This is a genomic window from Nocardioides korecus (genome assembly GCF_054778395.1).
Genome location: NZ_BAAGZO010000001.1, coordinates 558847 through 585406, shown reverse-complemented (window position 1 = coordinate 585406; position 26560 = coordinate 558847). Strand labels below are relative to the sequence as shown.

At 72.8% G+C, this 26560-nt stretch carries 22 protein-coding genes; 6 read left to right on the top strand and 16 right to left on the bottom strand.

Annotated features, from left to right (window positions below; genetic code table 11):
* Positions 1-107: 107 nt before the first annotated feature.
* The 7 genes from ACYVDA_RS02745 to ACYVDA_RS02715 are packed head-to-tail and all read right to left on the bottom strand — an operon-like array spanning position 108 to position 9233.
* Positions 108-1262: an acyl-CoA dehydrogenase family protein gene (locus ACYVDA_RS02745; protein ID WP_460814808.1), complete on the bottom strand. Its 1155-nt coding sequence runs from the start codon at positions 1260-1262 to the stop codon at positions 108-110.
* Positions 1259-3283, bottom strand: a complete 2025-nt coding sequence (locus ACYVDA_RS02740) for an acetyl/propionyl/methylcrotonyl-CoA carboxylase subunit alpha (RefSeq protein ID WP_460814805.1) — start codon at positions 3281-3283, stop codon at positions 1259-1261. Before ACYVDA_RS02740 ends, ACYVDA_RS02745 begins: the two co-directional genes overlap by 4 nt.
* Entirely contained in the window at positions 3280-4854 is a 1575-nt protein-coding gene (locus ACYVDA_RS02735) for an acyl-CoA carboxylase subunit beta (protein ID WP_460814802.1), read from the bottom strand. Before ACYVDA_RS02735 ends, ACYVDA_RS02740 begins: the two co-directional genes overlap by 4 nt.
* On the bottom strand, positions 4851-6002 hold the full coding sequence (locus tag ACYVDA_RS02730) for an acyl-CoA dehydrogenase family protein (protein ID WP_460814800.1): 1152 nt from the start codon (positions 6000-6002) through the stop codon (positions 4851-4853). Before ACYVDA_RS02730 ends, ACYVDA_RS02735 begins: the two co-directional genes overlap by 4 nt.
* The gene (locus ACYVDA_RS02725; protein ID WP_460814798.1) at positions 5999-7735 is read right to left on the bottom strand and encodes an acyclic terpene utilization AtuA family protein; all 1737 of its coding nucleotides are present in this window, start codon (positions 7733-7735) and stop codon (positions 5999-6001) included. The genes ACYVDA_RS02730 and ACYVDA_RS02725 overlap by 4 nt, the downstream gene beginning before the upstream one ends.
* Entirely contained in the window at positions 7732-8613 is an 882-nt protein-coding gene (locus ACYVDA_RS02720) for a TIGR03084 family metal-binding protein (RefSeq protein ID WP_460814796.1), read from the bottom strand. The genes ACYVDA_RS02725 and ACYVDA_RS02720 overlap by 4 nt, the downstream gene beginning before the upstream one ends.
* On the bottom strand, positions 8610-9233 hold the full coding sequence (locus ACYVDA_RS02715; RefSeq protein WP_460814793.1) for a TetR/AcrR family transcriptional regulator: 624 nt from the start codon (positions 9231-9233) through the stop codon (positions 8610-8612). The genes ACYVDA_RS02720 and ACYVDA_RS02715 overlap by 4 nt, the downstream gene beginning before the upstream one ends.
* A gap of 198 nt (positions 9234-9431) precedes the next feature.
* Here ACYVDA_RS02715 and ACYVDA_RS02710 point away from each other — a divergent pair, with 198 nt between their 5' ends.
* Entirely contained in the window at positions 9432-9977 is a 546-nt protein-coding gene (locus ACYVDA_RS02710; RefSeq protein ID WP_460814791.1) for a hypothetical protein, read from the top strand.
* A gap of 15 nt (positions 9978-9992) precedes the next feature.
* Here ACYVDA_RS02710 and ACYVDA_RS02705 read toward each other — a convergent pair whose 3' ends face one another.
* Both ACYVDA_RS02705 and ACYVDA_RS02700 read right to left on the bottom strand, forming a co-directional pair.
* Entirely contained in the window at positions 9993-11732 is a 1740-nt protein-coding gene (locus tag ACYVDA_RS02705; protein ID WP_460814788.1) for a signal peptidase I, read from the bottom strand.
* Positions 11733-11765: 33 nt separating this feature from the next.
* Positions 11766-12362: a hypothetical protein gene (locus ACYVDA_RS02700; protein ID WP_460814785.1), complete on the bottom strand. Its 597-nt coding sequence runs from the start codon at positions 12360-12362 to the stop codon at positions 11766-11768.
* Between the two features lie 279 nt (positions 12363-12641).
* On the opposite strand from ACYVDA_RS02700, the gene ACYVDA_RS02695 reads away from it, so the two are divergent.
* The 3 genes from ACYVDA_RS02695 (at position 12642) to ACYVDA_RS02685 (ending at position 15887) form a co-directional block, all read left to right on the top strand.
* Positions 12642-13181, top strand: coding sequence for a PaaI family thioesterase (locus ACYVDA_RS02695; protein WP_460814782.1), 540 nt, complete (start codon positions 12642-12644; stop codon positions 13179-13181).
* Positions 13178-13702, top strand: coding sequence for a DUF4385 domain-containing protein (locus ACYVDA_RS02690; RefSeq protein ID WP_460814780.1), 525 nt, complete (start codon positions 13178-13180; stop codon positions 13700-13702). The genes ACYVDA_RS02695 and ACYVDA_RS02690 overlap by 4 nt, the downstream gene beginning before the upstream one ends.
* Before the next feature lie 262 nt (positions 13703-13964).
* Entirely contained in the window at positions 13965-15887 is a 1923-nt protein-coding gene (locus ACYVDA_RS02685; RefSeq protein ID WP_460815066.1) for a M13 family metallopeptidase, read from the top strand.
* A 327-nt stretch (positions 15888-16214) separates the two neighbouring features.
* Here ACYVDA_RS02685 and ACYVDA_RS02680 read toward each other — a convergent pair whose 3' ends face one another.
* Genes ACYVDA_RS02680 through ACYVDA_RS02655 form a run of 6 tightly spaced genes read right to left on the bottom strand, consistent with a single transcriptional unit; the run spans position 16215 to position 21999 of the window.
* The gene (locus tag ACYVDA_RS02680; RefSeq protein WP_460814778.1) at positions 16215-17093 is read right to left on the bottom strand and encodes a methylenetetrahydrofolate reductase; all 879 of its coding nucleotides are present in this window, start codon (positions 17091-17093) and stop codon (positions 16215-16217) included.
* Positions 17081-17704 carry a DUF1638 domain-containing protein gene (locus ACYVDA_RS02675; protein WP_460814775.1) on the bottom strand — a complete coding sequence of 208 codons (624 nt, stop codon included), beginning with the start codon at positions 17702-17704 and terminating at the stop codon, positions 17081-17083. The genes ACYVDA_RS02680 and ACYVDA_RS02675 overlap by 13 nt, the downstream gene beginning before the upstream one ends.
* Positions 17701-19650 carry an ASKHA domain-containing protein gene (locus ACYVDA_RS02670; RefSeq protein WP_460814773.1) on the bottom strand — a complete coding sequence of 650 codons (1950 nt, stop codon included), beginning with the start codon at positions 19648-19650 and terminating at the stop codon, positions 17701-17703. The genes ACYVDA_RS02675 and ACYVDA_RS02670 overlap by 4 nt, the downstream gene beginning before the upstream one ends.
* The gene (locus ACYVDA_RS02665; RefSeq protein ID WP_460814771.1) at positions 19647-20546 is read right to left on the bottom strand and encodes a dihydropteroate synthase; all 900 of its coding nucleotides are present in this window, start codon (positions 20544-20546) and stop codon (positions 19647-19649) included. The genes ACYVDA_RS02670 and ACYVDA_RS02665 overlap by 4 nt, the downstream gene beginning before the upstream one ends.
* On the bottom strand, positions 20543-21208 hold the full coding sequence (locus tag ACYVDA_RS02660; protein WP_460814768.1) for a corrinoid protein: 666 nt from the start codon (positions 21206-21208) through the stop codon (positions 20543-20545). Before ACYVDA_RS02660 ends, ACYVDA_RS02665 begins: the two co-directional genes overlap by 4 nt.
* Complete coding sequence (locus ACYVDA_RS02655; protein WP_460814766.1) at positions 21205-21999, bottom strand: IclR family transcriptional regulator; 795 nt, start codon at positions 21997-21999, stop codon at positions 21205-21207. Before ACYVDA_RS02655 ends, ACYVDA_RS02660 begins: the two co-directional genes overlap by 4 nt.
* Before the next feature lie 133 nt (positions 22000-22132).
* Here ACYVDA_RS02655 and ACYVDA_RS02650 point away from each other — a divergent pair, with 133 nt between their 5' ends.
* A complete protein-coding gene (locus tag ACYVDA_RS02650) occupies positions 22133-23593 on the top strand; it encodes a trimethylamine methyltransferase family protein (protein ID WP_460814764.1) in 1461 nt (486 codons plus the stop codon).
* A complete protein-coding gene (purU, locus tag ACYVDA_RS02645; RefSeq protein ID WP_460814761.1) occupies positions 23593-24498 on the top strand; it encodes a formyltetrahydrofolate deformylase in 906 nt (301 codons plus the stop codon). Before ACYVDA_RS02650 ends, purU begins: the two co-directional genes overlap by 1 nt.
* Positions 24499-24810: 312 nt before the next feature.
* On the opposite strand, the gene ACYVDA_RS02640 is transcribed toward purU, so the two are convergent.
* Positions 24811-26457, bottom strand: a complete 1647-nt coding sequence (locus tag ACYVDA_RS02640; RefSeq protein ID WP_460814759.1) for an alpha/beta hydrolase — start codon at positions 26455-26457, stop codon at positions 24811-24813.
* Between the last annotated feature and the right edge of the window lie 103 nt (positions 26458-26560).

Below are 26560 nucleotides of genomic sequence, written 5' to 3'. Positions count from 1 at the left end.
CCGACCCGGCGCGGGCCGGTGGAGCGTCTCCAACCCCGATCTACATGCGCCGTGTGCGCCGCCGCCGTGCGCCGTCCGGCCCTGCCGGCCGGCCCCGCCCGCCCGGCTCAGTAGGACTTCGGCAGGCCCAGGGAGTGCATGCCGACATAGTTCAGGATCATCTCCCGGCTGACCGGGGCGATCCGGCCCGCGCGGGCGGCGACGAGGAGCCCGGCGACGCCGTACTCCTGGGTGATGCCGTTGCCGCCGTGGGCCTGCACGGCCCGGTCGGCGGCGTCGCAGGCGGCCTCGGCAGCGGCGTACTTGGCCATGTTGGCCGCCTCGCCCGCGTCGCGACCCTCGTCGTAGAGCGCGGCGGCCTTCTGCGTCATCAGCCGGGCCAGCTCGATCTCGATCTTGCTCTGCGCCAGCGGGTGCGCCAGGCCCTGATGGGCACCGATGGGGACGCCCCAGATCTCGCGCTCCTTGACGTACGCCGCCGCCTTGTCCAGGGCGAAGCGCGCCAGACCCGTGGAGAACGACGCGGCCATGATGCGCTCGGGGTTGAGGCCGGCGAAGAGCTGGTCGAGCCCGCCGTCCTCGTTGCCGACCACCGCGTCGGCCGGCAGCCGCACGTCGTCGAGGTAGACCTGGAACTGGCGCTCGGGGCTGACGATCTCCATCGGGATGGGGTTGGCCTCGAAGCCCGGCGCGTCGGTCGGGACCACGAAGAGCACCGGCTTGACCCGGCCGCTCCCGTCGTCGGTCACCCGCGCGACGACGAGCACGTTGTCGGCCTCGTCGATGCCGGAGATCCAGACCTTGCGGCCGTTGAGCACCCACCCGTCGGCGTCCTTGCGGCCGGTGGTGGTGATCTTGTGGGTGTTGGTGCCGGCGTCGGGCTCGGTGATGGCGAAGGCCATCGTGCCGGTGCCGTCGCAGATGCCGGGGAGCCACTTCTGCTTCTGCGCCTCGGTGCCGTAGCGGCTGATGATGGTGCCGCAGATCGCCGGGCTGACCACCATGAGCAGCAGCGGGCACCCCTGGGCGGCCAGCTCCTCGCAGACCGCCGCGGTGTCACCGATGCCGCCCCCACCGCCGCCGTACTCCTCGGGGATGTTGGTGCCCAGGAACCCCTGCTTGCCGATGTCGAGCCACAGCTCGGTGGTCTTCTCCCCGGAGCGGGCCTTGTCGGTGAAGTACTCCCGCCCGTACGTCGCGGCCAGCTTGCTGACCTCCTTGCGCAGCGCCAGGCGCTCCTCGGACTCGGTGAAGCTGGTCATGACTGGTTCCCTTCGTCGATCACTGCGAGTACGTCGCCCGAGGCGACCTGCTGCCCGAGCGCGACGGGGAGCTCGCTGACCACCCCGTCGATCGGTGCCTTGATGGTGTGCTGCATCTTCATCGCCTCCAGGACGACCACGACCTGTCCCGCCGCCACCTGCTCGCCCTGGCCGACCCGGAGGTCCACCACGCTGCCCGGCATCGGCGCCAGCAGCGATCCTGCCGCGACGATGTCGGCCGGGTCCACGAACCGGGGCAGCACGGTGACGGCCAGGTGCCCGCCCGCGGCGTCCAGGTCGACGCCGTGCGGGGCGAGGTCGCCGTGGAGCGCGACGTCGACCGGGTGGGCGACGCCGTCGTGCTCGACGACGACCCGCCAGCGGTCGGTGCTCCCTGCCGCGGGAGCCACGGAGAGGACGGACGGGCCCGCGGGCTCCGCCGACCGGAGGCCGTCACGCCCTCCGAACCACGCGACCTCGACCCGCGTGCCGCGCACGTCGAAGGCGGTGACCTGGGGCGCGGAGACGACGTTGCGCCACCCCGTCGGGACGCCGCGCTGCACCGGTCGCCGGGCGGCGTCGCGCGAGGTCACCGCGGCGGTCGCGGCCAGCAGGAGGAGGGCCTGGTCGCCCGCCGTCCCGGGCAGCGGGTCGTCCTCCAGGCTGCGCAGCGTGTGCTCGGAGAGGAAGTCGGTCGAGAGGTCGCCGGCGAGGAAGGCCTCGTGCCCGAGCACCTCGACGAGCAGCTCCCGGTTCGTCCGTACGCCGTGCAGCCGCGCCCTGCGCAGCGCCCCGGCCAGGCGTCGTGCGGCCTGCTCGCGGGTCGGTGCCCACGCGACCACCTTCGCCAGCATCGCGTCGTAGTGGGTGCCGACCTCGCTGCCGCTCTCGAAGCCGGCGTCGAGCCGCAGCCCGGGACCGGTGAGCGCGCCGAAGGTCACGTCGACGTCGGGGATCTCGAAGGTGGCCAGCCGGCCGCTCTGGGGGCGGTAGTCGGCGGCCGGGTCCTCGGCGTACAGCCTGACCTCGATCGCGTGGCCGCGCGGGCCCTCGACGGACGCCGGCACCCGGCCGCCCTCGGCCACGAGCAGCTGGAGCTCGACCAGGTCGAGGCCGAAGACCGCCTCGGTCACGGGGTGCTCCACCTGGAGGCGGGTGTTCATCTCCAGGAACGCGACCCGGTCGCCACCCCCGTCGGTCGAGCCGGTCGAGACCATGAACTCCACGGTCCCCGCACCCACGTAGTCGATGGCGCGAACCGCGGCCCGGGCCGCCTCGTGCAGCACCTCGCGCGTCGCGTCCGACAGGCCGGGGGCCGGCGCCTCCTCGACCACCTTCTGGTGCCGGCGCTGGACCGAGCAGTCGCGCTCGCCCAGGACCAGCACGCCACCTCCGGTGTCGCCGACGACCTGGACCTCGACGTGGCGGCCGTGCTCGAGGTACTGCTCGACGAAGACGGTCCCGTCACCGAAGGCCGAGGCGGCCTCGGCCCGGGCGCCGGCGACGGCGTCGGTGAGACCGGCCAGGTCGCGCACGATCCTCATGCCGCGCCCGCCGCCCCCGGCGGAGGCCTTGACCAGCACCGGCAGGTCGGTCTCGGCGACCACCGCCGGGTCGAGGTCGGTGAGCACCGGGACGCCGGCCGCCTCCATCAGCTTCTTGGCCTCGATCTTCGAGCCCATCGCGTCGATGGAGTACGGGTGCGGGCCGACCCAGGTCAGCCCGGCGTCGAGGACCGCGCGGGCGAAGCCGGCATTCTCGGACAGGAAGCCGTAGCCCGGGTGGACCGCGTCGGCGCCCGTGCGTCGCGCGGCGTCCAGCAGCAGGTCGACGCGCAGGTAGGTGTCGGCCGGGGCGTCGCCCGGCAGCCGCACCGCGACGTCGGCCTCGCGGACGAAGGGCAGGCCCGCGTCGGCGTCGGAGTGGACGGCCACGGTCTCGATGCCGAGCCGTCGGCAGGTCGCGAAGACCCGGCGGGCGATCTCGCCGCGGTTGGCCACGAGCAGCCTGGTGACGGTCATGGGCGGAACACCCCGTATCCACGGGCGCCCTCGACGGGCGCGTTGGCGATGACGGACAGGCAGATCCCCAGGACGGTGCGGGTGTCGCGCGGGTCGATGACGCCGTCGTCGTAGAGCATCCCGGAGAGGAAGAAGGGCAGGCTCTGCTCCTCGATCTGGGCCTCGACCAGCTCCTTGATCCCGGCGAAGCCGTCGGCGTCGAAGGTCTGCCCGCGCGACTCCGCGGACTGCCGGGCGACGATCTCCATCACCCCCGCGAGCTGCGCCGGGCCCATCACCGCCGACTTGGCGCTGGGCCAGGTGAACAGGAAGCGCGGGTCGTAGGCGCGACCGTTCATGCCGTAGTTCCCCGCGCCGTAGGACGCCCCGAGGATCACCGTGAGGTGCGGGACCGAGGAGTTGCTGACCGCGTTGATCATCTGGGCGCCGTGCTTGATGATCCCGCCCTGCTCGTACTCCGCCCCGACCATGTAGCCGGTGGTGTTGTGCAGGAAGAGCAACGGGGTGTCGACCTGGTTGGCGAGCTGGATGAACTGCGTCGCCTTCTGGGCCTCCTCGCTGAAGAGCACGCCCTGGGCGTTGGCCAGGATCCCCACGGGGTGGCCGTGGATCTGCGCCCAGCCGGTGACCAGCGAGGGCCCGTAGAGCGGCTTGAACTCGTCGAAGACCGCGCCGTTGGTCGCCGAGACGCCGTCGGCGACCAGGGCGATCACCTCGCGCGGGTCGAAGGGCTCCTTGAGGTCGGCCGGGGCGAGGTCGAGCAGGCCGTCGGGGTCGCCGGCCGGCTCGGCGTACGGGCGGGGCGCGGTGGTCGTGGGCTTGCGCCAGTTGAGCCGGGCCACGATCCGCCGCCCGATGCGGATGGCGTCGTGCTCGTCGACCGCGAGGTAGTCGGCCAGGCCCGAGGTGCGCGCGTGCATCTCGGCGCCGCCGAGGCTCTCGTCGTCGGCCTCCTCGCCGGTGGCCATCTTGACCAGCGGCGGGCCCCCGAGGAACACCTTGGCCTGATCCTTGACCATCACGGTGTAGTCGCTCATGCCCGGCACGTAGGCGCCGCCGGCGGTCGAGTTGCCGAACACCAGGGCGATCGTCGGCTGCTTGCGCGCGCTCGAGCGGGTCAGGTCGCGGAAGACCTTGCCGCCGGGGATGAAGATCTCCTTCTGCGTGGGCAGGTCGGCGCCGCCGGACTCGACCAGCGAGATCGTCGGCAGGCCGTTCTCCTCCGCGACCTGCGCGGCCCGGAAGCCCTTCTTGACCGTCCACGGGTTGCTCGCCCCGCCCTTGACCGTCGGGTCGTTGGCGGTGATCAGGCACTCGACGCCCTCGACCACGCCGATGCCGGTGACCAGGCTGGCGCCGACCGCGAAGTCCGAGCCCCACCCGGCCAGCGGGCTCAGCTCGAGGAACGCGCTGCCGGGGTCGACCAGCAGCTCGATCCGCTCGCGCGGGAGCAGCTTGCCGCGCGCGTGGTGGCGGGCGACGTACTTCTCCCCGCCGCCGGCGACGGCCTTGCCGACCTCCTCCTCCAGCGCCGCGAGCTTGCCCTCGACGACCTCCCGGTTGGTGCTCATGCGGTGTACCCCAGCAGTCGTGCGGTCAGGTCGGTCAGCACCTCGGTCGCTCCTCCTCCGATGCCCAGGATCCGGGAGTCGCGGTAGTGCCGCTCCACCTCGGTCCCGTGCAGGTAGCCGGTCCCGCCGTGCAGCTGCACGGCCCGGTCGACGACGTGGTCGCAGGCCTCGACGGCCGTCTGCTTGGCCAGGCAGGCCTCGGCGACCACGTCCTCGCCGGCGACGTGACGCGCGGCCACGTGCCGGGTGTAGACCCGGGCGGTCTCCACGAGCCTGTGCATCTCCACGAGCTGGTGCTGGACGACCTGCCGGGAGGCGAGCGGGCGGCCGAAGGTGGCGCGGTCCTTGGTGTACGCCGCGGTGAGCGCCAGCGACCTCGCCGCGATCCCGTAGGCGTGCACGGCCAGCGCGATCCGCTCGACGACGAACTGCTCGGCGATCTGGTAGAAGCCGCTGTCCTGCTCCCCGACCAGGTTCTCGACCGGGACGCGGACGTCGACGTAGGACAGCTCGGCGGTGTCGGAGCAGTGCCAGCCCATCTTGGTCAGCGCGCGGTCGACGGTGAAGCCGGGCGTGCCCTTCTCGACGACCAGCAGGCTGATGCCGCCGTGGCCCGGGCCGCCCGTGCGCACGGCGGTGGTGACGAAGTCGGCGCGCACGCCGCTGGTGATGAAGGTCTTGGCGCCGTTGACGACGAAGTGGTCGCCGTCGCGCACGGCCGTGGTCGTGATGCCGGCGACGTCGGACCCGCCGCCGGGCTCGGTGACGGCCAGCGAGCCGATCAGCTCGCCGGCCAGGGTCGGTCGCACCCAGCGGTCGACCTGCTCCGGCGTACCACGGGCGGCGAGGTGGGGCAGGGCGATGCCGGCGGTGAACAGCCCGGCGGCCAGGCCGGAGGACCCGCCGGCGGCGAAGAACGCCTCCTGCATCGCGACCGAGTCCAGCAGCGTGCCGCCCTCCCCGCCGACGGACTCGGGGAACGACAGCCCGATCAGACCGGCCTCGGCCGCCTCGAGGTGCAGCGAGCGCGGGATCTCCCCGGCGTCCTCCCACTCCTGGAGGTGGGGGGAGACCTCCCGGCGCACGAGCTCGGTGACGCTGTCCTGCAGCGCGCGTTGCTCCGGGGTCCAGGTGGTGGTCGCGCTCACAGCAGCTCCTCGGGGATCTCGACGTGGCGGGCGCGCAGCCACTCCCCGACGGCCTTGGCCTGGGGGTCGAAGCGCGTCGAGGCGGCGACGCCGTCCCCGAGCAGGCCCCGCACGAGCACGTTGACGCCGTGCAGGTTGGGCAGGCCGACGACCTCGACGTCGAGCGAGGCGGTCTCGGGCAGCAGCTCGCGCACCCGGGCCGGGGTGAGCAGGTCGGCCAGCCAGCGGGCGCGGGCGGTCCGGAGGTGCCCCTCGCCGCGGGCCCAGACCCCGACGTTGGCGTCCCCGCCCTTGTCCCCCGACCGCGCGTGGGCGACGGTCCCCAGCGGCAGGCGGCGGGTGGGAGCCGTGGCGCCGACCCCGGTGTCCACGGTCTCGACAGGCTCGACCGAGGAGGTCGGGTCGGCGAGCACCGTCGGGTCCGGGACGGTCTCCACGGTGCCGTCGGGCAGGTGGACGGTGTGGGTGACGACGCCGCGGTCGACGTACGCCGGCCGGTAGACGCCGTACGGCGCGGCCGCCCCGGGGGGACCCGTGAGCGTGAAGCCGGGGTAGCTGGCCAGCGCGAGCTCGACCGCCGGGGCGGTGAACCGCTTGCCGACCGGCTCGGGGGCGGGGTCCTTGACCGTGCACCGCAGCAGCACCGAGGCGCCCTCCTCGGTGTCGGCGTCGGGGTCGGGCCACCGACCCGAGGACCACGACACCTCGGCCGCGGTGAGGGCGGGCGCGAGCTGGTCGCGCAGCCAGGCCGCCTTCTCCTCCAGGTCCAGCCCGGTGAGCACGAACTCGACCCGGTTGCGCCAGCCGCCGAGCTCGTTGACGCACACCTTGAGCCTTGCGGGAGGTGCCGAGCCGCGCACGCCGGAGATCCGGACCCGGTCGACGTCCTCCTGCTCCAGGACGACCGAGGCCAGGTCGAGGGTGACGTCCGGGCCGAGGTACTCCCGCCCCTGGACCTCGTAGAGCAGCTGGGCGGTGACCGTGTCGACCGTGACCGCGCCGCCGGTGCCGGCGTGCTTGGTGATCACGCTCGACCCGTCGGCCGCGACCTCGGCGATCGGGAAGCCCAGCGGCCGACCGGTGCGCGGGAGGTCGAGGAAGCCCGAGAAGTTGCCGCCCGTGGCCTGGGTGCCGCACTCGACCACGTGGCCGGCCGCGACCGCGCCGGCGAACCGGTCCCAGCCGTCGGCGTCGTCCGGTCCCCAGCCGTGGTGCCACGCCGCGGGCCCGAGCACGAGCGAGGCGTCGGTGACCCGGCCGGTGACCACGACGTCGGCGCCGGCGGCCAGCGCGCGGGCGATCCCGAACCCGCCGAGGTAGGCGTTGGCCGTCAGGGCGCCGTCGAGGCCGAGCTCGGCGGCCCGCGGGGCCAGGTCGTCGCCGTCGACCCAGGCGATCCGGGCGTCCAGGCCCTGCTCGGCGGCCACCTCGCGCAGCCGCTCGGCGAGGCCGGCCGGGTTGAGGCCGCCGGCGTTGGCGACGATCCGCACGCCCCGCTCGAGCGCGAGCGCCAGGCAGTCGGTGACCTGGGCGGCGAAGGTGCGGGCGTACCCGCGCGTCGGGTCCTTGAGCCGGTCCTTGCCCAGGATCAGCATGGTCAGCTCGGCGAGGTAGTCGCCGGTCACGACGTCGACGCCCCCTCCCTCGAGGACCTCCCGCATCGCCGAGAGCCGGTCGCCGTAGAAGCCGCTGCAGTTCGCGATCCGCAGGGGCGCACCGGGAGCCGCCGTCACGCGCGGGTCCCGGGGTCGGCGGGGTCGATGACGTCGACGGGGACGTCCGGGTCCGTGGCCAGCCCGGTGGCCCCGGGCTCGCGGCCCGGTCCGGGCGGGCCGGCGAAGGCCTGGGCGACGTCGAGCCACTGCTCGGCGCCCGGCCCGGTGGCGTGCAGGTCGAGGTCGTCGCGGTGGCGGCGCTGGGTCACCCGCAGGCAGAAGTCGTACGCCGACCCCGTGACCCGCTCGACCGCGTCCTCGGGCCCCCACGTCCAGGTCTCCCCCGACGGCGCGACCAGCTCGACGCGCACCTCCTCGGTCGGCGCCGGCAACCCGTGGGAGGCGAAGGCGAACCCGCGGGTGCGCACCCCCAGGTGGGCCACGTGCCGGACCCGGTCGGTCGGGACGACCACGGCGCCGAGGGCGTCGGCGACGTCGAGGGTGTGTGCCCAGGTCTCCATGAACCGGGCGGTGGCCATCGAGGTCGGGCTCATCGGCGGGCCGAACCACGGCAGCCGCTCGCCGGCCGGCACCCCGCGCAGGGCCTCGGCCAGGGCCGCCCGGCCGTGGCGCCACCGCGCCAGCAGGGCGGTCGACTCGACCCTCCCCCCGGCCAGCGCCTCGGCGTCGACGAACCCGTCGGGGTCCTCCATCGCCCGCACCACCAGGGCGTCCCAGGCGGCCTTGTCGGTCGCGGCGTGGACCGCGACCTCGTCGGTCCACGCCAGGTGGGCGACCTGGGTGGCCACGTCCCAGCCGGGCGCGGGCGTCGGGGTCCGCCAGCCGGCGTCGTCGAGGTCCGCGACCAGCTGCTCCAGGACGTCCCCCTCGGCGGCCAGGTCGGCGAGGACCTGCGCGAGGCGGGCGTCGGGGATGGGGGTGGGATCGGTGGTCACGAGGGCCTCAGCTCCTGGTCGAGGGTGGTCGCCCAGGCGTCGAGGATGCGTCCCCGGCGGGCGGTGTCGTCGGTGAGGGTGTCGGCCAGGCCGAGGCCGCGGACGAGGTCGAGGGTGGCCTGGACGAGCTCGCGCACCCCGGGTCGCTCCTCGTCGGCGCCGAGGGCGTCGACGGCGATGCGGTGGGCCTCGCGGCCGACCCGCTGCTCCAGCGGTCCCACGGCGTCGCGCAGGGTCGGGTCGGTGCGGGCGGCCACCCACAGCTCGAGGGCGGCGGTGAAGACCGGGCTGGTGAAGTGCTCGCCCAGCATCTCCAGGACCGCGCGGGTGCGACCGGGGCCCCCGGGGACCCGGGTGGCGGCCTCGCGCAGCTCGGCGCCGCGGAGCTCGGAGAGGTGCTCGACCGCGGCGACGACCAGGGCGTTCTTGGTCGGGAAGTGGTGCAGCTGGGCGCCCCGGCTGACCCCGGCGCGCTGGGAGACCGACGTGGTCGACGTGCCGCTCCAGCCGTCCTCGACCAGGCAGTCCACCGTCGCCTCGAGGAGGCGGCGTCGCATCGCGCGGGTGCGCTCCTCCTGCGGCACGCGGGGGGCGTGCGGCGGGACGCGGGTGGTGGACACGACCCCGATCCTCGGCCCTCCACCTACAAACAGTCAAGACTGATTGTTTGTGGAGGGGGGGGCCCCAGTTCAGGGTGCGACCCACGGGTTTTCACCAGGTACGGGCCCGCGGGCCGCCGACCGGTGTCCCCGGTCCCGGCGACGCACCGCAGCTCCAGCGCCCGGTCCCGGGCGCTCCTCGACCCGAACAGAACTCCCATGTCCGAGCGCAACACCGTCATCCGCAGCCTGCACGACGTCGGCCTCTTCGCCTGGTTCGACGGCTCCCTGATGGGCGCGGTCGGCCTCAACGGCGCGACCGCCGACGCCCACGACCCCGCCGAGCGGCTCCGCCTGTCCAGCCTGGGCTGGAAGCGCTGGGCGCCGGTCAACGCGGCTGCCATCGGCGTCCACGCCATCGGCGGTGCCGGCCTGATCGCGGCCAACCGTGGTCGCGTGGCCCACCAGGACGGTGCCGGGGCCAACACGGCCGTCAAGCTCGGCCTGACCGTCGTCGCCGCTGGGCTGACCGCCTGGAGCGGGGCACTCGGCCGCAAGGTCGAGGAGCAGAGCCACCAGGGGGCGCCCAGCGCCACCGAGCCCTCGCCGACCGCCAGCAAGGACCTCGCCGCGGCGCAGCGTCAGCTCCAGATCACCCAGTGGGCGATCCCCGCGGTGACCGGCGTGCTCATCGTCATGGGCGCCCAGCAGGGCGAGCAGCAGCGTCCCGCCCAGCAGCTGATGAAGCGCCTCACCCGGTCCTGACCGGACCGGCTCGGGTCAGGGCGTGACGCCCGCGTCGTAGTGCGCCCTGACCCGGGTCGAGCTCAGCGGCGTGTTGAAGACCGCCACCTCGTCGATGCTCCCGGTCAGTTCGCCGGAGGGCGGAGCGGACGGCCACCCCGTCAGCGCGGAGGTCCCGATGCGCCAGCTGCCGGAGCTCAGCGCCGCCGACGCCTTGCTCGCGGTGCCCTGGACCCCGCCGTCGACGTACAGGGTCGCGGTGTCGTTGCCCGTGCCGGCGCCGTTGCCGTCGACGGTCCCGACGAGGTGGTGCCACTTGCCGTCGGTGACGACGGCGGTGCTGACGGCGACCGACCTGGCCGGGCCACCCCCGACCCCGAACCGCGCCTTGCCGTCGGTCCCCACGTAGAGGACGCGGTCGTCCGAGGCAGCCGGGCCCGAGCCCGAGTTCAGCCCGACGACCAGCCCGCCGTTGGCGGAGGTCGTCTTGACCCAGGCCTCGACGGTGAACCGCGCGGCCAGTCCGGCGGTGGGGTTGGTCTCGACCACCTGACCGGCGGTGAGCGTGATCGCGGCGTTGCCCGGCTCGGAGGCCAGGGCGCCGGTGGCGCCGCGGGTGTAGCTGCCGCTGGCGACGCCGGGGTTGCCCTGCCCCGACAGGTCGGCGACCGCCGTGCCGGAGGCCTCGTCCAGGCGCCAGTAGAGCAGGGGACCGTCCGCCAGGACCGCCCCGGCGTACTTGCTGAAGGTGGCGGCGGCGGAGAAGCTGTTGGTCCCGTTGTCGGTGGTGACGGCGTACGCCGCCTGGGTCGGCGCGGTCACGACCAGGCACGCAGCGGCGCCCGCGAGGACGGCGGTGACCAGCGCCCACCGGCGCCGGTCGGTCAGCCCGCGGACCACTCCCCCGGGCCGGCCGGACCTGCCGAGCCGGCTGGACATGCCGAGCCGGCCGGGGCGCTCGGGACGCCCAGCAGCCGGCGTGGCGCGGGGCCGCAGGATGTCGAGGCCGACACCGCGGCCGCGGGAGCCGGCCAGGACGTCGTGGCGACGGTCGCCGTCCGACCCGTCACCGTCGGACGGGTCGTCGTCCGGCGGGTCGCGTCGGTCGTCGTCGTCCTGGTCGCGGTCCTGGTCGACGCTGCCGTGGTCGTCGGTTTCGTCCGGTTCCGGCGGCCCCGCCGGGCCGGGCCGGCCCGGGGGCTCGGGGAGGCGCAGCGGGGCGGCGGCGGTCACGCCCAGCGCGACGAGGGCGAGGACGCTCAGGCCCAGCGGCAGGAAGGCGCGCTCGGCCACCCAGTACGCCGGGCGGGCGACGTACGGCACCCGGACCACGCCGAGGCCCAGCACCTTGGCGGGCAGCACCGGGGTGGAGTCGGCCTGGGGGTTGGCGTCGCCCTTGAGGACCAGCCGGCCCTGGGCGTCGCGCCGCAGCAGCCGGTGCGTGCGGGTCTTCTGGGGGTGGTCGGGGTCGACCACGGTGACGACCTGGCCCTTGACCAGCGTGTTCGGGTCGACGGGCCGTCCGACGACCACGTCCCCCACGTGGATGCGGGGCTCCATCGAGCCCGACATGATCGCGCGCGGGGTCCAGCCCACGACCATCGGCAGGACCGACCACATGACCAGCCCCAGGGCCAGCGCGAGGGCCGCGCGGCTGGACGACACCGCGAGCACGCGCCCCCAGCCCGACTCCCCCGCCCCGGACGCCGCACCGTGTGCCGGTGCGACGTCCGAGGCCGGAGCCGGACGCTGGAGGGGGATGCGCAGGTCGTCCATGAGGAGCGATCAGTCGATGCCGAGGATCGGCGATCAGCTGTTCTGGGCCTCCCAGGTGAAGCCGAGGGCTGCGGTGCCGCCCTGAGCGGTGTTGGGCGCGGTCGACTGCAGCGTGTAGGTCACCCGGTAGGACTTCGTCTCGGGGGTCCCGGTCCCGGTCGGGGCCCAGGTGCCGACGCCGCTGGAGAAGCCCGTCTTGTTGAGGCCGAAGTCCTTCAGCGTGCCGGTGTAGATCGCGGTGCCGCCGGTGAACCCGGTGCAGTTCGCGTCGGTGGCGCCCGACCCCTCCTCGACGGTCAGGTTGGTGACGTCGGCCAGCCCGTTCGTGGTGCTGTAGCTCGTGCCGTACAGCTTCACCGTCGAGGCCAGGGTGCCGGTCGAGGAGACCACGATGCACTTGGCGCCCGTCGCACCGGGCTTCAGGTTGGTCGCGTTGAACAGCGCGGTGTCGTTGTCGTTGTCGGCCAGCCGCACCGTGCCCGAGGTCCAGTTGTTCGTGGGGTTCACCGTGGTGGCCGAGAACGCGGAGTACGACGACTGCCAGACCAACGCGCCGCTGGCGATGACGGCCACGGGGACCGAGGCGGCGGCGACGAGACGCTTGTTGCGGAAGATGGTGGTGATCGACATGAGAAGTCCCCCTCCAGGACTGGTGGCCCGCGGTTCGGGCCGGTAGTTGAAAGGGTGACCAGCGGTGACTCTGAAAGCCACCCAAACGCCCCCAATGCCCGCCAAAGACGGGCGAGTCTTGTAAATCGGACTAGACCGAGTCAGTCGTCGCGCGTGGCGGACCGCACAAAATTGTGATTTTCCCTTCAACGCGATGTTGAGGTCTGTTAAAAGCGGTTCGGTACACACCACTGACCTGCGGGTTTGACTTCCCAGCCCCCCGGGCCCGACCGTCGCTCCATGACCGACGCGTCCGCCCCGAGCCCCGACGTCCCCGACTGGGGCGACCCCCGGTCCCGCACGGTGACCTGGCACGACCCCCTCCGCTCGGCCCAGGCCGGGCTCGCCCTGCCCGGGCTGGACTACCTCACCGCGATGGTCGACGGCACGCTGCCGCCCCCGCCGATCGCCTCCCTGGTCCAGATGGACTTCACCCACGCCGAGCCGGGTCGGGTGGTGTTCACCTGCACGCCCGACGAGTCGGCGTACAACCCCATCGGCGCGGTGCACGGCGGCCTGGTCTGCACCCTGCTCGACTCCGTCGCCGGCTGCGCGCTGCACAGCACGCTGCCCGCGGGGAAGGGCTACACCTCGGTCGAGATCAAGGTGAACTACCTCAAGGCCGTGCGGGCCACCAGCGGCCAGCTGACGGCCGTCGGCACCGTGGTCAAGGCGGGGTCGCGCGTCGGCTTCACCGAGGGCGTCGTGACCGACGCCTCGGGGGCGGTCGTGGCCACCGCCACCAGCACCCTGCTCGTCTTCGACCTGCCGACCACGTGAGCGACGCGGGGTCGGGGCGGGACGAGCCGACCGCGGAGGGTCGCGACGCCCCTCCCGACGCCCCTCCCGACGCCCGGGCCCACCCCGAGACCTACCGCGTCGCCCGCGGCGAGCAGGGCGTGCTGACCGTCGAGCCCTACAAGAGCGAGCTGCTGCCGCTGTGGCGGTTCGCGACCCCCGACAAGGCCCGCGCCAGCGCCGAGGCGATCACCGAGCGCTTCCACGCCTACCTCGCCGAGGGCGACCTCGTCGGTGCGGACATGGCGCGCAAGTTCCTCCAGATGGGCTTCACCCGGTCGCGCCGCTACGCCAACCACCCCGGCGGCAAGAAGTACGACGGCCCCGTCCCCGCCGACCAGTTGGGCCGGAGCGGGGCCCACGGCCGCCGCGAGCTCCCCCGCGGCCCCGAGGACCCCGTCAAGGCCGAGAGCGCCCGGATCTTCAAGGCCGCCTGGGACGCCGTCGAGGCCGACCAGACCTACGTCGCCCTCCGCGCCGAGCACCAGCGCCTCCACGGCTGACCCACCCCGCCGAGGAGGCTCGCGTGGCGGCCGAGGGGGCTTGTCTGGCGGCCCAGGAGGCTCGTCTGGCGGCCCAGGAGGCTCATCTGGCGGCCGAGGGGGCTCGCGTGGCGGCCGAGGGGGCTCGTCTGGCGGCCGAGGGGGCTCGTCTGGCGGCCGAGGAGGCTCGTCTGGTTCCGCCCGTGGTGAACACCGACGGGACCTGTCGGTGCCCGCGGGTAGGTTGACGGACGTGACGATTCTCGACGACGCCCGCGAGGGCATGGACCCCGCGACCCGCATCCAGGACGACCTGTTCGGCCACGTCAACGGCCACTGGCTCGAGACCGCGGAGATCCCTTCCGACCGGGCGGCGTGGGGCCCCTTCGTCACCCTCGCCGACGCGGCCGAGCAGCACGCGCGCGAGATCATCGAGGAGGCGGCGGACGGCTCCCTCGACGCGGTCGACGCCGGCAAGATCGGCGACCTCTACACCAGCTTCATGGACGAGGCCCGCGTGGAGGAGCTCGGCCACACCCCGATCCTCCCGGTCCTGGAGCGAGTCGACGCGCTCGCCGACGTCTCCGACCTCCCGGCCTTCCTGGGCTGGTTCGAGCGGCGCGGCGGCGGCGGGCTGTTCGGGTCGTTCGTGGACTCCGACGACCGCGACTCCGAGCGCTACCTGGTCAACCTGCTCCAGGGCGGCCTGGGCCTGCCCGACGAGAGCTACTACCGCGAGGAGAAGTTCGCCGACGTCCGGGAGAAGTACTCCGCCTACCTCACCCGGATGCTCACCCTCGCCCAGCGTCCCGACGCCGGGGCCACTGCCGAGCGCGTGCTGGCGCTGGAGACCCGGCTCGCGCAGGGCCACTGGGAGCGCGCGGCCACCCGCGACGTGATCAAGTCCTACAACCTGCGCTCGCTGGCCGAGCTCACCGAGCTCGTGCCGTCCTTCGACTTCCACACCTGGGTGCAGGCGCTGGGCGGCTCCGAGGCCACGATCGCCGAGACCGTCGTGCGCCAGCCGTCCTTCTTCGAGCACCTCGAGAGGGTGCTGGCCGACACCCCGATCGAGGACTGGCGTGCGTTCCTGTCGGTGCGGGCGATCCGCACGGCGGCGGCGTACCTCTCCAGCGACTTCGTCGAGGCCAACTTCGACTTCTACGGCCGCACCCTGTCCGGCACCCCCGAGCTGCGCGCGCGCTGGAAGCGCGGGGTCGGCCTGGTCCAGGGCGCGCTCGGCGAGTCGGTCGGGCGCGTGTACGTCGCGCGGCACTTCCCGCCGCGGTCCAAGGAGCTCATGGACGACCTGGTGGCCAACCTGCTCGAGGCCTACCGCCGCTCCATCACCGACCTCGACTGGATGACCGAGGAGACCAAGCAGCGCGCGTTCTCCAAGCTCGACACCTTCCGGCCCAAGATCGGCTACCCCGAGCAGTGGCGCGACTACTCCGGGCTCGAGATCAGCGCCGACGACCTGCTCGGCAACGTCCTGGCGGCGACCGCCTTCGAGACCGACCGCGAGCTGGGCAAGATCGGCAAGCCGGTCGACCGCGACGAGTGGTTCATGCTGCCGCAGACGGTGAACGCCTACTACAACCCCGGCACCAACGAGATCTGCTTCCCGGCCGGCATCCTGCAGCGGCCGTTCTTCGACGCCGACGCCGACCCGGCGGAGAACTACGGCGGCATCGGCGCGGTCATCGGTCACGAGATCGGTCACGGCTTCGACGACCAGGGGGCGCAGTACGACGGCGCCGGCAACCTCAACGACTGGTGGACCGCCGACGACAAGGCTGCCTTCGAGGTGAAGTCCAAGGCCCTGATCGCGCAGTACGACGGCTTCGAGCCGCGCGACCTGCCCGGCGAGCACGTCAACGGCGCCCTCACCGTCGGGGAGAACATCGGCGACCTGGGTGGCCTGACCATCGCGCTCAAGGCCTACCGGATCTCGCTCGACGGCGCCGAGGTGCCCGAGGACGACGGCCTGACCGGCGTCCAGCGCCTCTTCCTCAACTGGGCCTTCGTGTGGCGCACCAAGCGCCGCAAGGAGCTGGCCCAGACCTATCTGGCCACCGACCCGCACTCCCCGCCGGAGTTCCGCGCGAACATCGCGCGCAACCTCGCCGAGTTCCACGAGGCCTTCGAGGTGAAGCCCGGCGACGGCCTCTGGCTCGAGCCGGAGGACCGCGTCCGGATCTGGTAGCCCCCGACCGGGGGATCCGCGCACGCCGTACGACGCCCACCGGGGACTCCGCGCACGCCGTACGACGCCCACCGGGGGAGCTCTGCACGGGCACCCTGCGGCCGGCGTGACCGGGGGCAACCCCGCGGCCGCCTACGGCACCACCGCAGCCACCGGCCACCGGCAGGCCGGCTGGCGGGCACGCGACCCCATGCGGACGCACTCCACCGTGACGCGAGCCCCCGCTGGGCGCGCGATCGCGTGCACCAACCCCCCTCTCGGCAGCCTCCCGCGTGCTGCCATCCCCCTCTCAGCGCGCGATCGCGTGCAGCAATCCCCCTCTCGGGGTCAGGGGAGCTCGGCGAGGAGCTTCTGGCGCCAGGCCTCGGTCTCGGCGACCTGGTTGAACGTGAAGACGTGCAGGCCCTCGATGCCGGCGCCGGGCTGACCGGCGACCACGGCGCAGTCGCGCAGGAACCGCTCGCCGGTGAAGCCACCGGGCGCGGCGAGACGGGCGAAGGTGCCCTTGTGCTTGGCCAGGAAGCGGGTCGACTCCCCCACCCCGATCTTGGTGGCCATCGTGAGCAGCTTGGTGCGGTCGATCGGGCCGGGCATGCCCAGCAGCAGCGGCATCGTGATGCCGCGCAGGCGCATCCGGGCGACCCAGTCGCGGATCGTGGCGGAGTCGAAGGTCAGGTTGCTGACCACGTGGGTGGCGTGGCGGCGCTTGTCCCACATCGCCTGCACGGTCAGGTCGTCGGCGATGGTGGGGTGGCTCTCGGGGTAGCCCGCGATCCCGACGTGGGTGAACGGGTCGTCCAGCGTGGCCAGGTCCTCGAGCAGGCTGAAAGCGTCCGCGTAGGACCCGGCGGGCTCGGCGTCGCCCCCGGGCACGAAGATCGAGGAGATCCCAGCCGTGCGCAGCCGGGCCCTGATCTCGACCAGCTCGGCGTGGTCGCGGACCATCCGGGCGGCGAGGTGGGGCACGACGTCGTACCCGTGGCCGGCCAGCGTCTCGCTCAGCGACAAGGTGGCCTCGAGCCCCTTGCCCGGCGAGGCCGTGACGGTGACGGCGACGTCGGTGGGCACCGAGGCGACCACCTTGTCCTCGGTCGTCGCGGTCGGCAGCACCTCGTAGCGGGCGTGGGTCAGCAGCCGTCGCATGGTGCGGTCGCGGTCGGCGCGGTGTCCGCGTCGAGCCAGGGGTGAGGACTTCAGCGCGGACACAGGGCCTCCTCGGGGAGCAGTGCGCGCAGGGCTCGGGCGAGCCCCGCGGTGCCGGTCGGGACGACGGTCAGCGGGAGCCCGAGCCTCGCTGCGGCAGCTTCGGCGAGCGGCCGCAGCTCGGCCAGCTCGCGGTCGTCGGAGGTCTGGGCCAGCCAGACCACCCGGGTGTAGTGGCGGAAGTAGTCCTCGAGCAGCTCGGGATGGCGGTCCAGCCCCAGCTCGGTCTCGACGGTCCGTGCGAAGGACCGCACCAGGAAGTCGGTGAGCAGGTAGGTGCCGGGCTGGTCGGCGAAGTAGGTCTCGATGCGCGAGGCCCCGGCGTACACGTCGTAGCAGTGCAGCCCCTCCAGCCGGCGCAGCCCGAGCCGCTCGCAGACCTCGTCGAGCGCGCCGTAGGTGCCGCAGTCGGCGTACCCCACCGCCACCGAGTCGTACGCCGACCCGAGCTCACCGGCCAGCCGCTCCACCTCGCCCGCGATCAGCTGGGGCCGGTTGTGCAGCAGCGGCGGGAGGGGGTGCACGTCGAGCGGCAGCCCGAGCTCGGCCACCACCCGGGCGGCCGGCTGCGCGATCGCCCCGCAGGCGACCAGCGCGACCCGGGCGGTGGTCACGACCCGGCCCCGGGGAACGCGAGCAGGTCGACGAAGCGGTCGTTGAAGTCGGGGCGGTCGGAGAGCTCGACGTACTCCACCTGCTCGAGCAGCGCGGTCGCGCCCTCGCGCTCGCGCCGCGAGAGCAGGACCATCTTGGCGCCCTCGCCGGCGACGTTGCCGGCCGAGACGATCCGCAGGACCGGGATCTTGGGGACCAGACCGATCCGGATCGCCGACGCCGGGGACAGGTAGGACCCGAACGACCCGGCCAGCAGCACCTGCTGGACGTCGGCGTGCTCCAGGCCGAGCTGCTCGAGCAGCAGCGTCCAGCCGGTCGAGATCGCGGCCTTGGCGAACTGCAGCTCGCGCACGTCGCGCTGGGAGAGGTAGACGCACTCCTCGACCGGGGTCTCGGGCGCGGGTCGGTGCAGCACGAAGACCCGCTCCTGACCGATGGCGCCGAGACGGTCGGCCAGCCCGGGCAGGGTCTCGGCGGCCACCTCGGTGGGGACGAAGCGTCCCGTCCCGTCGAGCAGGCCCACGCGGGCCAGCTCCGCGACCGCGTCGACCAGCCCCGAGCCGCACAGCCCGCGCGGCTCGACGTCGCCGATGACGCCGAGCTCGACGTCGTCGCTGGTCACCTTGACGACCTCGATCGCCCCGTCGGCGGCGCGCATGCCGCACCGGATCGCCCCGCCCTCGAAGGCGGGGCCGGCGGGCGCAGCGGTGGAGACCAGGGTGTCGCCGTCGCTGAGCACGATCTCGCAGTTGGTGCCGACGTCGATGAACAGCCGGGTGCGCTTGTCGCGGTCCATCCCGGTGGCCAGCATCCCGGCCACGATGTCGCCTCCGACGTAGGCGCCGAGCGCGGGGAAGAGCACCATCCGGGCCCGGGGGTGCAGGTGCAGCCCCACCTCGGCGGCCAGCACCTCGGGCGGGTGGGCGGTCGACATCACGAACGGCGCCACGCCCAGCGGCTCGGGGTCGATCCCCAGCAGCAGCGCGGTCATGGTCGCGTTGCCGGCCACCGCGACCTCGTAGACGTGCTCGCGCTCGACCCCGCCCTCGGTGCACACCTGGGCCGCGAGCTCGTCGAGGGACTCCGCCGCCAGCCGCTGGAGCCGGTCCAGGGCGTCGGGGTCCATCATCACCGCGCTGATCCGGGTGATCACGTCGCCGCCGAACGGCTGCTGCTTGTTCAGCCGCGAGGCCACCGCGACCGGGGTGCCGGTGACCAGGTCGAGCAGGGTCGCCACCACCGTGGTGGTCCCGAGGTCGAACGCGATCGCGTAGCGCTTCAGGCTGGTGTCGCCGACCTCGACGTCGACCAGGGCCTCGTCGACAACCACCGCGGTCACCTTCCAGTCGGCCTCGCGCAGCACCCGGGGGAGCTTGCGCAGGACGGCCAGGTCGACGGTGAGCTCGAGGTCCTCCAGGGCGTCGGTGAGCCGGGCCAGGTCGGTGCGCTGGTCGGCCAGGGAGGGGTCGGTGAGCTCGACGTAGCGCTTCTGCACCGCCGGTCGCAGGATCACCTGCCGTCCTACGCCCACGGTGGCCGCCTTGGGCCGCGTGGTGAGCGGCGGCACCGTGACGCCGGTGTCGCGGGTGGCGGTGGCCAGGCACGCCAGCCGCCAGCCGTCGTCGAGCTCGGTGTCGGAGAACGTGCGCCGGTCGTGGCGTGTCACCGGCGTCATCACGTCGAGCTGCACCTTGCACTTGTGGCAGGTGCCGTGGCCGCCGCAGGTCGAGTCGATCGCGATGCCGTTCCAGGAGGCGGCGTCGAACACCGTGACCCCGGGAGGCACCCGGGCCGAGCGCTCCTGGGCCGGCCCCTCCGGGGCCAGCACCGTGAAGGACAGCTGCACCCGACCCGTGCCGTCGTGCGCGGGGGTGGGTGCGCCCGGCGGCGCCATCAGCCCCTCGCGGGCGATGGCGTCCAGGTCGACGTCGGGGCCCGCACTCACGCCGGTGCGGCCTCCTTCGCGGCCGCGGCCATCGCGCGGTGGCGCGAGATCCACGCCATCCCCCACTCGTCACGGCCCAGCAGCAGGTCGGCCGCCTTGACCGCCGAGACCACGCCCGGCGTGCGGGTGTCCATGATCGCGCTGCTCAGGCCCGAGGTCATCGCCATCGCCAGCCAGGTGCCGTTGAGGTCGTGGCGACCCGGCATCCCGAAGGAGACGTTGCTGCCGCCGCAGGTCATGTTCAGGCCCCAGGTGTCGCGGATGCCGCGCATGGTGGTCATCGTGGCCAGGCCGGTGCTCTGGTCGGCGCCGATCGGCATCGCCAGCGGGTCGATCACGATGTCGGCCAGCGCGATGCCGTACTCCTGCGTGGCGACGCGCACGATCTTCTCCACCAGCGCGAGCCGCTTCTCGGGCTCCATGGGGATCTCGTCGACGTCGTTGGGCAGCGCGACCACCGCGGCGTCGTACTTCTTGACCAGCGGGAGGATCTCGGCCATCCGCTCGTCCTCGGCGGTGATGGAGTTGACCAGCGCCCGTCCCTGGTACGCCGACAGCCCGGCCTCGAGCGCCTCGACGACCGAGGAGTCGATGCACAGCGGGAGGTCGGTCATCTGCTGCACCATCGTGACGACCTTGGCCAGCAGCTCGGCCTCGTCGACCAGCGGGACGCCCATGTTGATGTCGAGCACGTCGGCGCCGCCGGCGACCTGGGCCCGCACGTCGCGCTCGACCGCCGAGAGGTCACCGGCCTTGATCTGCTCCTGGAAGATCCGGCGGCCGGTGGGGTTGATCCGCTCGCCGATCAGGCAGAAGGGCAGGTCGCCCCCGATGACGACCTCCTTGGTCGCCGACCGGATGCGGGTGTGCTGGAGCTCGACGCCGGAGCTGCTCACGCGGACACCTTGGCCCGCTTCTCGTGCAGGAGGGCCTTGGCCTTGCGCACGCAGCCCGAGGCGTCCGCCGCGTAGCCGTCGGCGCCGACCGCGTCGGCGTACTCCTGGGTGACGGGGGCGCCGCCCACCATCACGATCACGTCGTCGCGCATGCCGGCCTTCTGCAGCGCGTTGATGTTGGCCTTGAACATCGGCATGGTCGTGGTCAGGAAGGCCGAGAAGCCGACGATGTCGGGCTGGTGCTCCTCGATCTTGGCCACGAACGTCTCCGGCGCCACCTGCACGCCGAGGTCGATCACCTCGAAGCCGGCGCCCTCGAGCATGATGTTGACCAGGTTCTTGCCGATGTCGTGGACGTCGCCCTTGACGGTGCCCATCAGGAACTTGCCGACGGTCTCCACGCCGGTCTCGGCCAGCAGGGGTCGCAGCACCTCCATCGACCCGGCCATCGCGCGCCCGGCGATCAGCATCTCGGGGACGAAGAAGTCGCCGCGCTCGAAGCGCGCGCCGACCTCCTCGAGCGAGGGGATCAGGGCGTCGAAGAGCAGCGACTGCGGCTCCATCTGCATCGACAGGGCCTCGTGGGTCAGGTCGAGCACCCCGGGGGCGTTGCCCACCAGCGTCTCGTCGTAGAGCCCGCGCAGGATCTCCTCGGGTGTCATCTCGGCTCCTTCGTGTGGTGTCCCGGGGTGAGCTGTCGGGACAGCTCCCGGGTGTGGGCGACCAGCAGCTGCCCGACCTCCTCGGCGCGCGACTCCAAGCGCGCCGTGGGACCGGACACACCGACCGCGGCGACGACGTCGCCACCGGGGTCGAAGACAGGGGCGGCCAGACCCGAGAGCCCGATCTCGAGCTCGTCGTGGGTCACCGCGTAGCCGCGCGTGCGCACCTGCTCGAGGTCGTCCTCGAGGTCGGCGCGCCGGCTGATGGTCTGGTCGGTCAGCGTGGCCAGGTGCCCATCAGGGATCGGGAGGACCTTCCAGGCGAGCAGGACCTTGCCCAGGGCCGAGGTGTGCGGCGGGACGTCGACGTCGCTCCAGTCGCGCGCGCCGAGCAGGAAGGTGGAGTCGACCTGGTCGATGTGGGCGACCCGCTCGCCGTGGGCGACGGCGAGGTGCACGGTCTCGCCGGTGTCCTCACCGACCTTCTCCAGCAGCGGCCGGGCCAGGCGGGCGACCTGGGCGGTGCGGTCGTGGCGGGCGGCGTACAGCACGAAGAGCGGCCCGCCGCGCCACTCGCCGGTGTCCAGCCGCTCCAGCAGCCCGGACCGCTCCAGCGCGGCCAGCATCCGCGACACCGTGGACCGGGCCAGGCCCGAGGTCTCGACCACCTCGGCGAACCCGACGGGGTGGTCGGCCTCCACGACGTACGTCACGATCGCGGCCGCGCGGTCGAGCGCCTGGGTGCCGCTCGAGGCCTCCGGCGAACCGGATCCCGCCACGCTGCTCGTCACGCTTGACCGTCTCTCGCTCGGGGTCCAGGGTTGTGCCCGGGACTCCCACACTGTGGAACCAACTGCCCACATGGTGAGGCTAGGTTTCGATCGGAGTCCCGGTCAAGCACCCCCACCGCTGAGGAGCCCGTCGATGTTCCGCAACAAGATGCCCCGCTACGAGATCCTGAGCGAGGACGCGATGGCCACCCTCGACAAGGGGTGGCGCCGACTGGTCACCGAGCTCGGGGTGGAGTTCATGAGCCAGCGCGCGCTCGACGTGCTCGCCGCCGAGGGCCAGCGGGTCGAGGGCGACAAGGTCTTCTTCGACCCCGAGTGGATCCTGGCCCAGGTCGCGAAGGCGCCCCGCGAGTTCGACCTCCAGGCCCGCAACCCCGCCCACGACCTGCACATCGGTGGTGACTCGATGGCCTTCGGCGCGGTCTACGGCCCGCCGTTCGTGCGCGAGGGCGACGTGCGCCGCGACGCGACGATGGACGACTTCGAGCGCTTCGCCAAGCTGTCGCAGTCGTTCCCCGTCATGGACTCCGCGGGCGGCGTGGTCTGCGAGCCCAACGACGCCCCGCTCGACAGCCGCCACCTCGACATGACCTACGCGCTCGGCACGCTCACCGACAAGCCGTTCATGGGCAACGTGGTCTCGGGCCCCAACGCGCTGGACACCATGGAGCTGACCGCGATCCTGCTCGGCGGTGGCCAGGGCCGTGACGCCGGTCGGGCCAAGATGGAGCAGACCCCGGCGCTGATCTCGCTGATCAACTGCAACTCCCCGCTGCGCTGGGACGACCGGATGCTCGACTCGCTGTTCGAGTACGCCGAGGCCAACCAGGCGGTCGTGCTGACGCCGTTCATCCTGATGGGCGCGATGTCGCCGGTCACGATCCCCGCCGCGCTCGTGCAGCAGATCGCCGAGGCGCTGACCGGGATCGCCCTGGCCCAGGCGATCCGCCCCGGCTGCCCGGTCGTCTTCGGCTCGTTCCTGTCCAACATCGACATGCAGTCGGGCTCCCCGACCTTCGGCACCCCGGAGTCGGGCATCGGCCTGCTCTGCACCGGCCAGATCGCCCGCCACTTCGGGCTGCCGTTCCGCTCCGGCGGCGCGCTCACCTCCTCGCAGGTGCCCGACGCGCAGGCCGGCTACGAGGCGCTGATGACGCTGATGCCGACCTTCCTGGCCGGCGCCAACTGGGTGATGCACTCCGCGGGCTGGCTCGAGGGCGGCCTGGTCGCCGGGTTCGAGAAGTTCATCGTCGACATCGAGCTGCTCCAGATGATGCAGGCCGAGTTCACGCCACTGGAGATCGACGAGGCCTCGCTGGCCTTCGGCGCCCACGAGGAGGTCGGCGCCGGCGGTCACTTCCTGGGGGCGATGCACACGATGGAGCGCTTCCGGACCTGCTTCTACCGGCCGCTGCTGTCGTCCTCGGAGAACTACGAGCGCTGGATGCGCAACGGCAGCGTCGACGCGGCCCACCGTGCGACGAAGATCTACCAGCAGCGCCTCGAGTCCTACGAGAAGCCGCCCCTGGACGAGGCGATCGACGCCGAGATGCGAGAGTACGTCTCCCGTCGTCGCAAGGAGCTCGGGGACTGATGGTCACACCCCCTTCGGCCAACGCCGGTCCCCCGTCGGGGGACTTCGTCCTGGCCCTGGACTGCCCCGACCGCCCGGGGATCGTGCACGCCGTCACCGGCTTCCTCGTGCAGCACGGCGGCAACATCGTGGAGAGCCAGCAGTTCGGCGACCGGCTCAACGGCCGGTTCTTCATGCGGATCGACTTCGCCCTGGTGGACGGGGTCGCCGGGTCGCCCGAGCGGCCGACCGCCGAGGCCCTGCGGTCGGCCTTCGACGAGGTCGCCTCGCGGTTCGAGATGACCTACGAGCTGTGGGACGCCGAGGCGCCGTACCGCACGCTGATCATGGTCAGCAAGCAGCTGCACTGCCTCAACGACCTGCTGTTCCGCCACTCCACCGGGTCGCTGCACGTCGACATCCCGGTGGTGGTCTCCAACCACCGCGACGCCGAGCAGCTCGTGCGCTCCTACGGCCTGGAGTTCCGGCACATCCCGGTCACCGCCGACACCAAGGCCGACGCCGAGGCCGAGCTGATGGCGCTCCACGAGGAGCTCGACATCCACCTGGTCGTGCTCGCGCGCTACATGCAGGTGCTCTCCGACGACGTGTGCCGCCGCCTCTCGGGCCAGGCGATCAACATCCACCACTCGTTCCTGCCCAGCTTCAAGGGCGCCAAGCCCTACCACCAGGCCTTCGACCGCGGCGTGAAGCTGATCGGCGCGACCGCCCACTACGTCACCGCCGACCTCGACGAGGGCCCGATCATCGAGCAGGACGTCATCCGCGTCGACCACAACCACGACCAGGCCCAGCTCGTCGCCGCCGGTCGCGACGTCGAGGCCCAGGTGCTGTCCCGGGCGGTCAAGTGGCACTCGGAGTCCCGGGTGCTGCTCGACGGCCACCGCACCGTCGTCTTCCGGTAGGGAGCCTGCCGGGCGAGCGGCGTGCGGCGGCCGACGGACGGCGTACCGCGGGCGAGGCGGGACGGGACGCGTTTGCCACACATTTGTGTAGCGGATGACCTCTGGAACGGCCCCTCGGGCTGCAGTTGCTACACAAATGTGTGGCTGACGACGCGCCCCCCGGCACCCCGGCGCCGCAACTACTACACAAATGTGTGGCTGGCGACGCACTTCCCGACTCACGTGCTGCAGTTGCTACACAAATGTGTGGCCCACGCACGCCCTCGCCCCGACCGTGAGGAGCGGCCGGGGCGAGGGATCGGGCTGGTCAGGTCAGGGCTGGACCTGCTGCGCTGCCTCCAGGGCACCCCGGAGCTCGGCGGGCAGGCCTGCCTTCGCCTGCGGGGCGAACCGACGCTGGGTCGAGGCGGTCGGGTCGGGCTGCGGGACCGGCGGGCAGACCTTGTCGGCGCGGTTGCCGGGCTTGCGGGCCGGGACGGTCCCGTCGGCGAGGTACGCCGCGATCGTGTCGTCGGTGCAGGCCACGCCCGAGAGCGAGCCGGCGTGGGTGGAGCCGTCCTTGCCCTCGATCAGCCGGGCGCCCTTGAACAGGCGGCGGACAACGAGGCTGCCGGCGAACGGCGTGGCGGCGTCGTAGGTCTCCCCGATCATCAGGATCGGGGTCGTGACCCGGTGGCCCGAGACCTTCACCGGCCGCGCGGCGGGGTAGCCCCAGTAGGCGCACGGACCGTTGAACCAGGCGTTGCCCCAGGTGTAGTAGCTCGCCGTGCGGTCCAGGCGCCAGTTGTCCCGGTCCAGCTTGCGCTGGTCGCGGGGCCACGGGGCGTCGGTGCACTGCGTGCCGAGGTACATCGCGTAGCCGTTGTCGGCGCCCGGCGTGGTCGGGTTCGCGCCGGTGTAGCGCGCGATCAGGCCGGTGGCGTCGCCCTTGGTGACGTAGTCGGAGTAGGCCTGGGCGATGTCCTCCCAGTCGTAGACGTAGTAGCCGGCCGAGCTGAACACGTCGAGCAGCTCGTCGCCGCCGAGCACGCCGCCCTCGGCCTTCTGGTCGAGCTTGGCCTGGGTCGCGAGGAAGGTCTTGCGCACCTCGGCGTACGTCGAGCCGACGTGGTAGACCGAGCTGTACTTCGCCAGCCAGCGGAAGTAGATGTCGAACGTCTTCTGGAACGCGACGTCCTGGTCCTGGTTGGACTTGTAGAACACCCGCTGCGGGTCGACGGTGCCGTCCCACACGAACCGGCGGACGCGGTCGGGGTGCAGCGTGGCGTAGACCTGGCCCAGGTAGGTGCCGTAGGAGAAGCCGTAGAAGTTGATCTTCTTCTCGCCGAGCGCGATGCGCAGGCTCTCCATGTCCTGCACCGAGTCGGTGGTCTTGACGTGGTTGAACAGCTCCTGGCCCGGCGCCCGGGTGCACGCCTGGGCGTACGCCACGGAGCGGTCGACCCACGCCCGGTGGATCGCGGCCGTGGTGGGGCGGTACGGCGGACGGTCGCCCTCGGCCCAGGTCGGGTCGCAGGAGAGCGCGGGCGTGCTGGCGCCGACGCCGCGGGGGTCGAAGCCGATCCAGTCGTAGGACAGGCCGGCGTCGTTCGGGACGAAGCCCTGGTAGACCGACAGGACCAGGCCCGAGCCGCCGGGGCCGCCGGGGTTGGTGAGCATGACGCCCTGGCTGGTCGCGGTCTTGTGCTTCACCCGCGACACCGCGAGCCCGATCTTCGGACCAGCCGGCTTGGCGTAGTCGCGCGGGACGACCAGCGTGGCGCACTCCGCGCCGAAGCGGGTGAGGGTGGCGCTCGCGCACGGCCCCCAGGTCAGCGGCGGCGGGGTGTACGCCGAGGTGGCCGGTGCCGGGTGGCGCTTCGCGGGTGCGGCTTGGCTGGCCTGGGCGGTCTGGGCCAGGCCCGGCACCAGCCCCAGGGCGAGCAGCCCCGAGGCGATCAGGGTGAGGGACTTCCTCATCGAGGGTCTCCGTTTCCGAGATGGAGGAGGATGTTGACCTCCTCAACCTCGCGGGGCCACACCGGTCAGGTCCATGCTTGTCGGCGGATAGTGGCCTATCCGT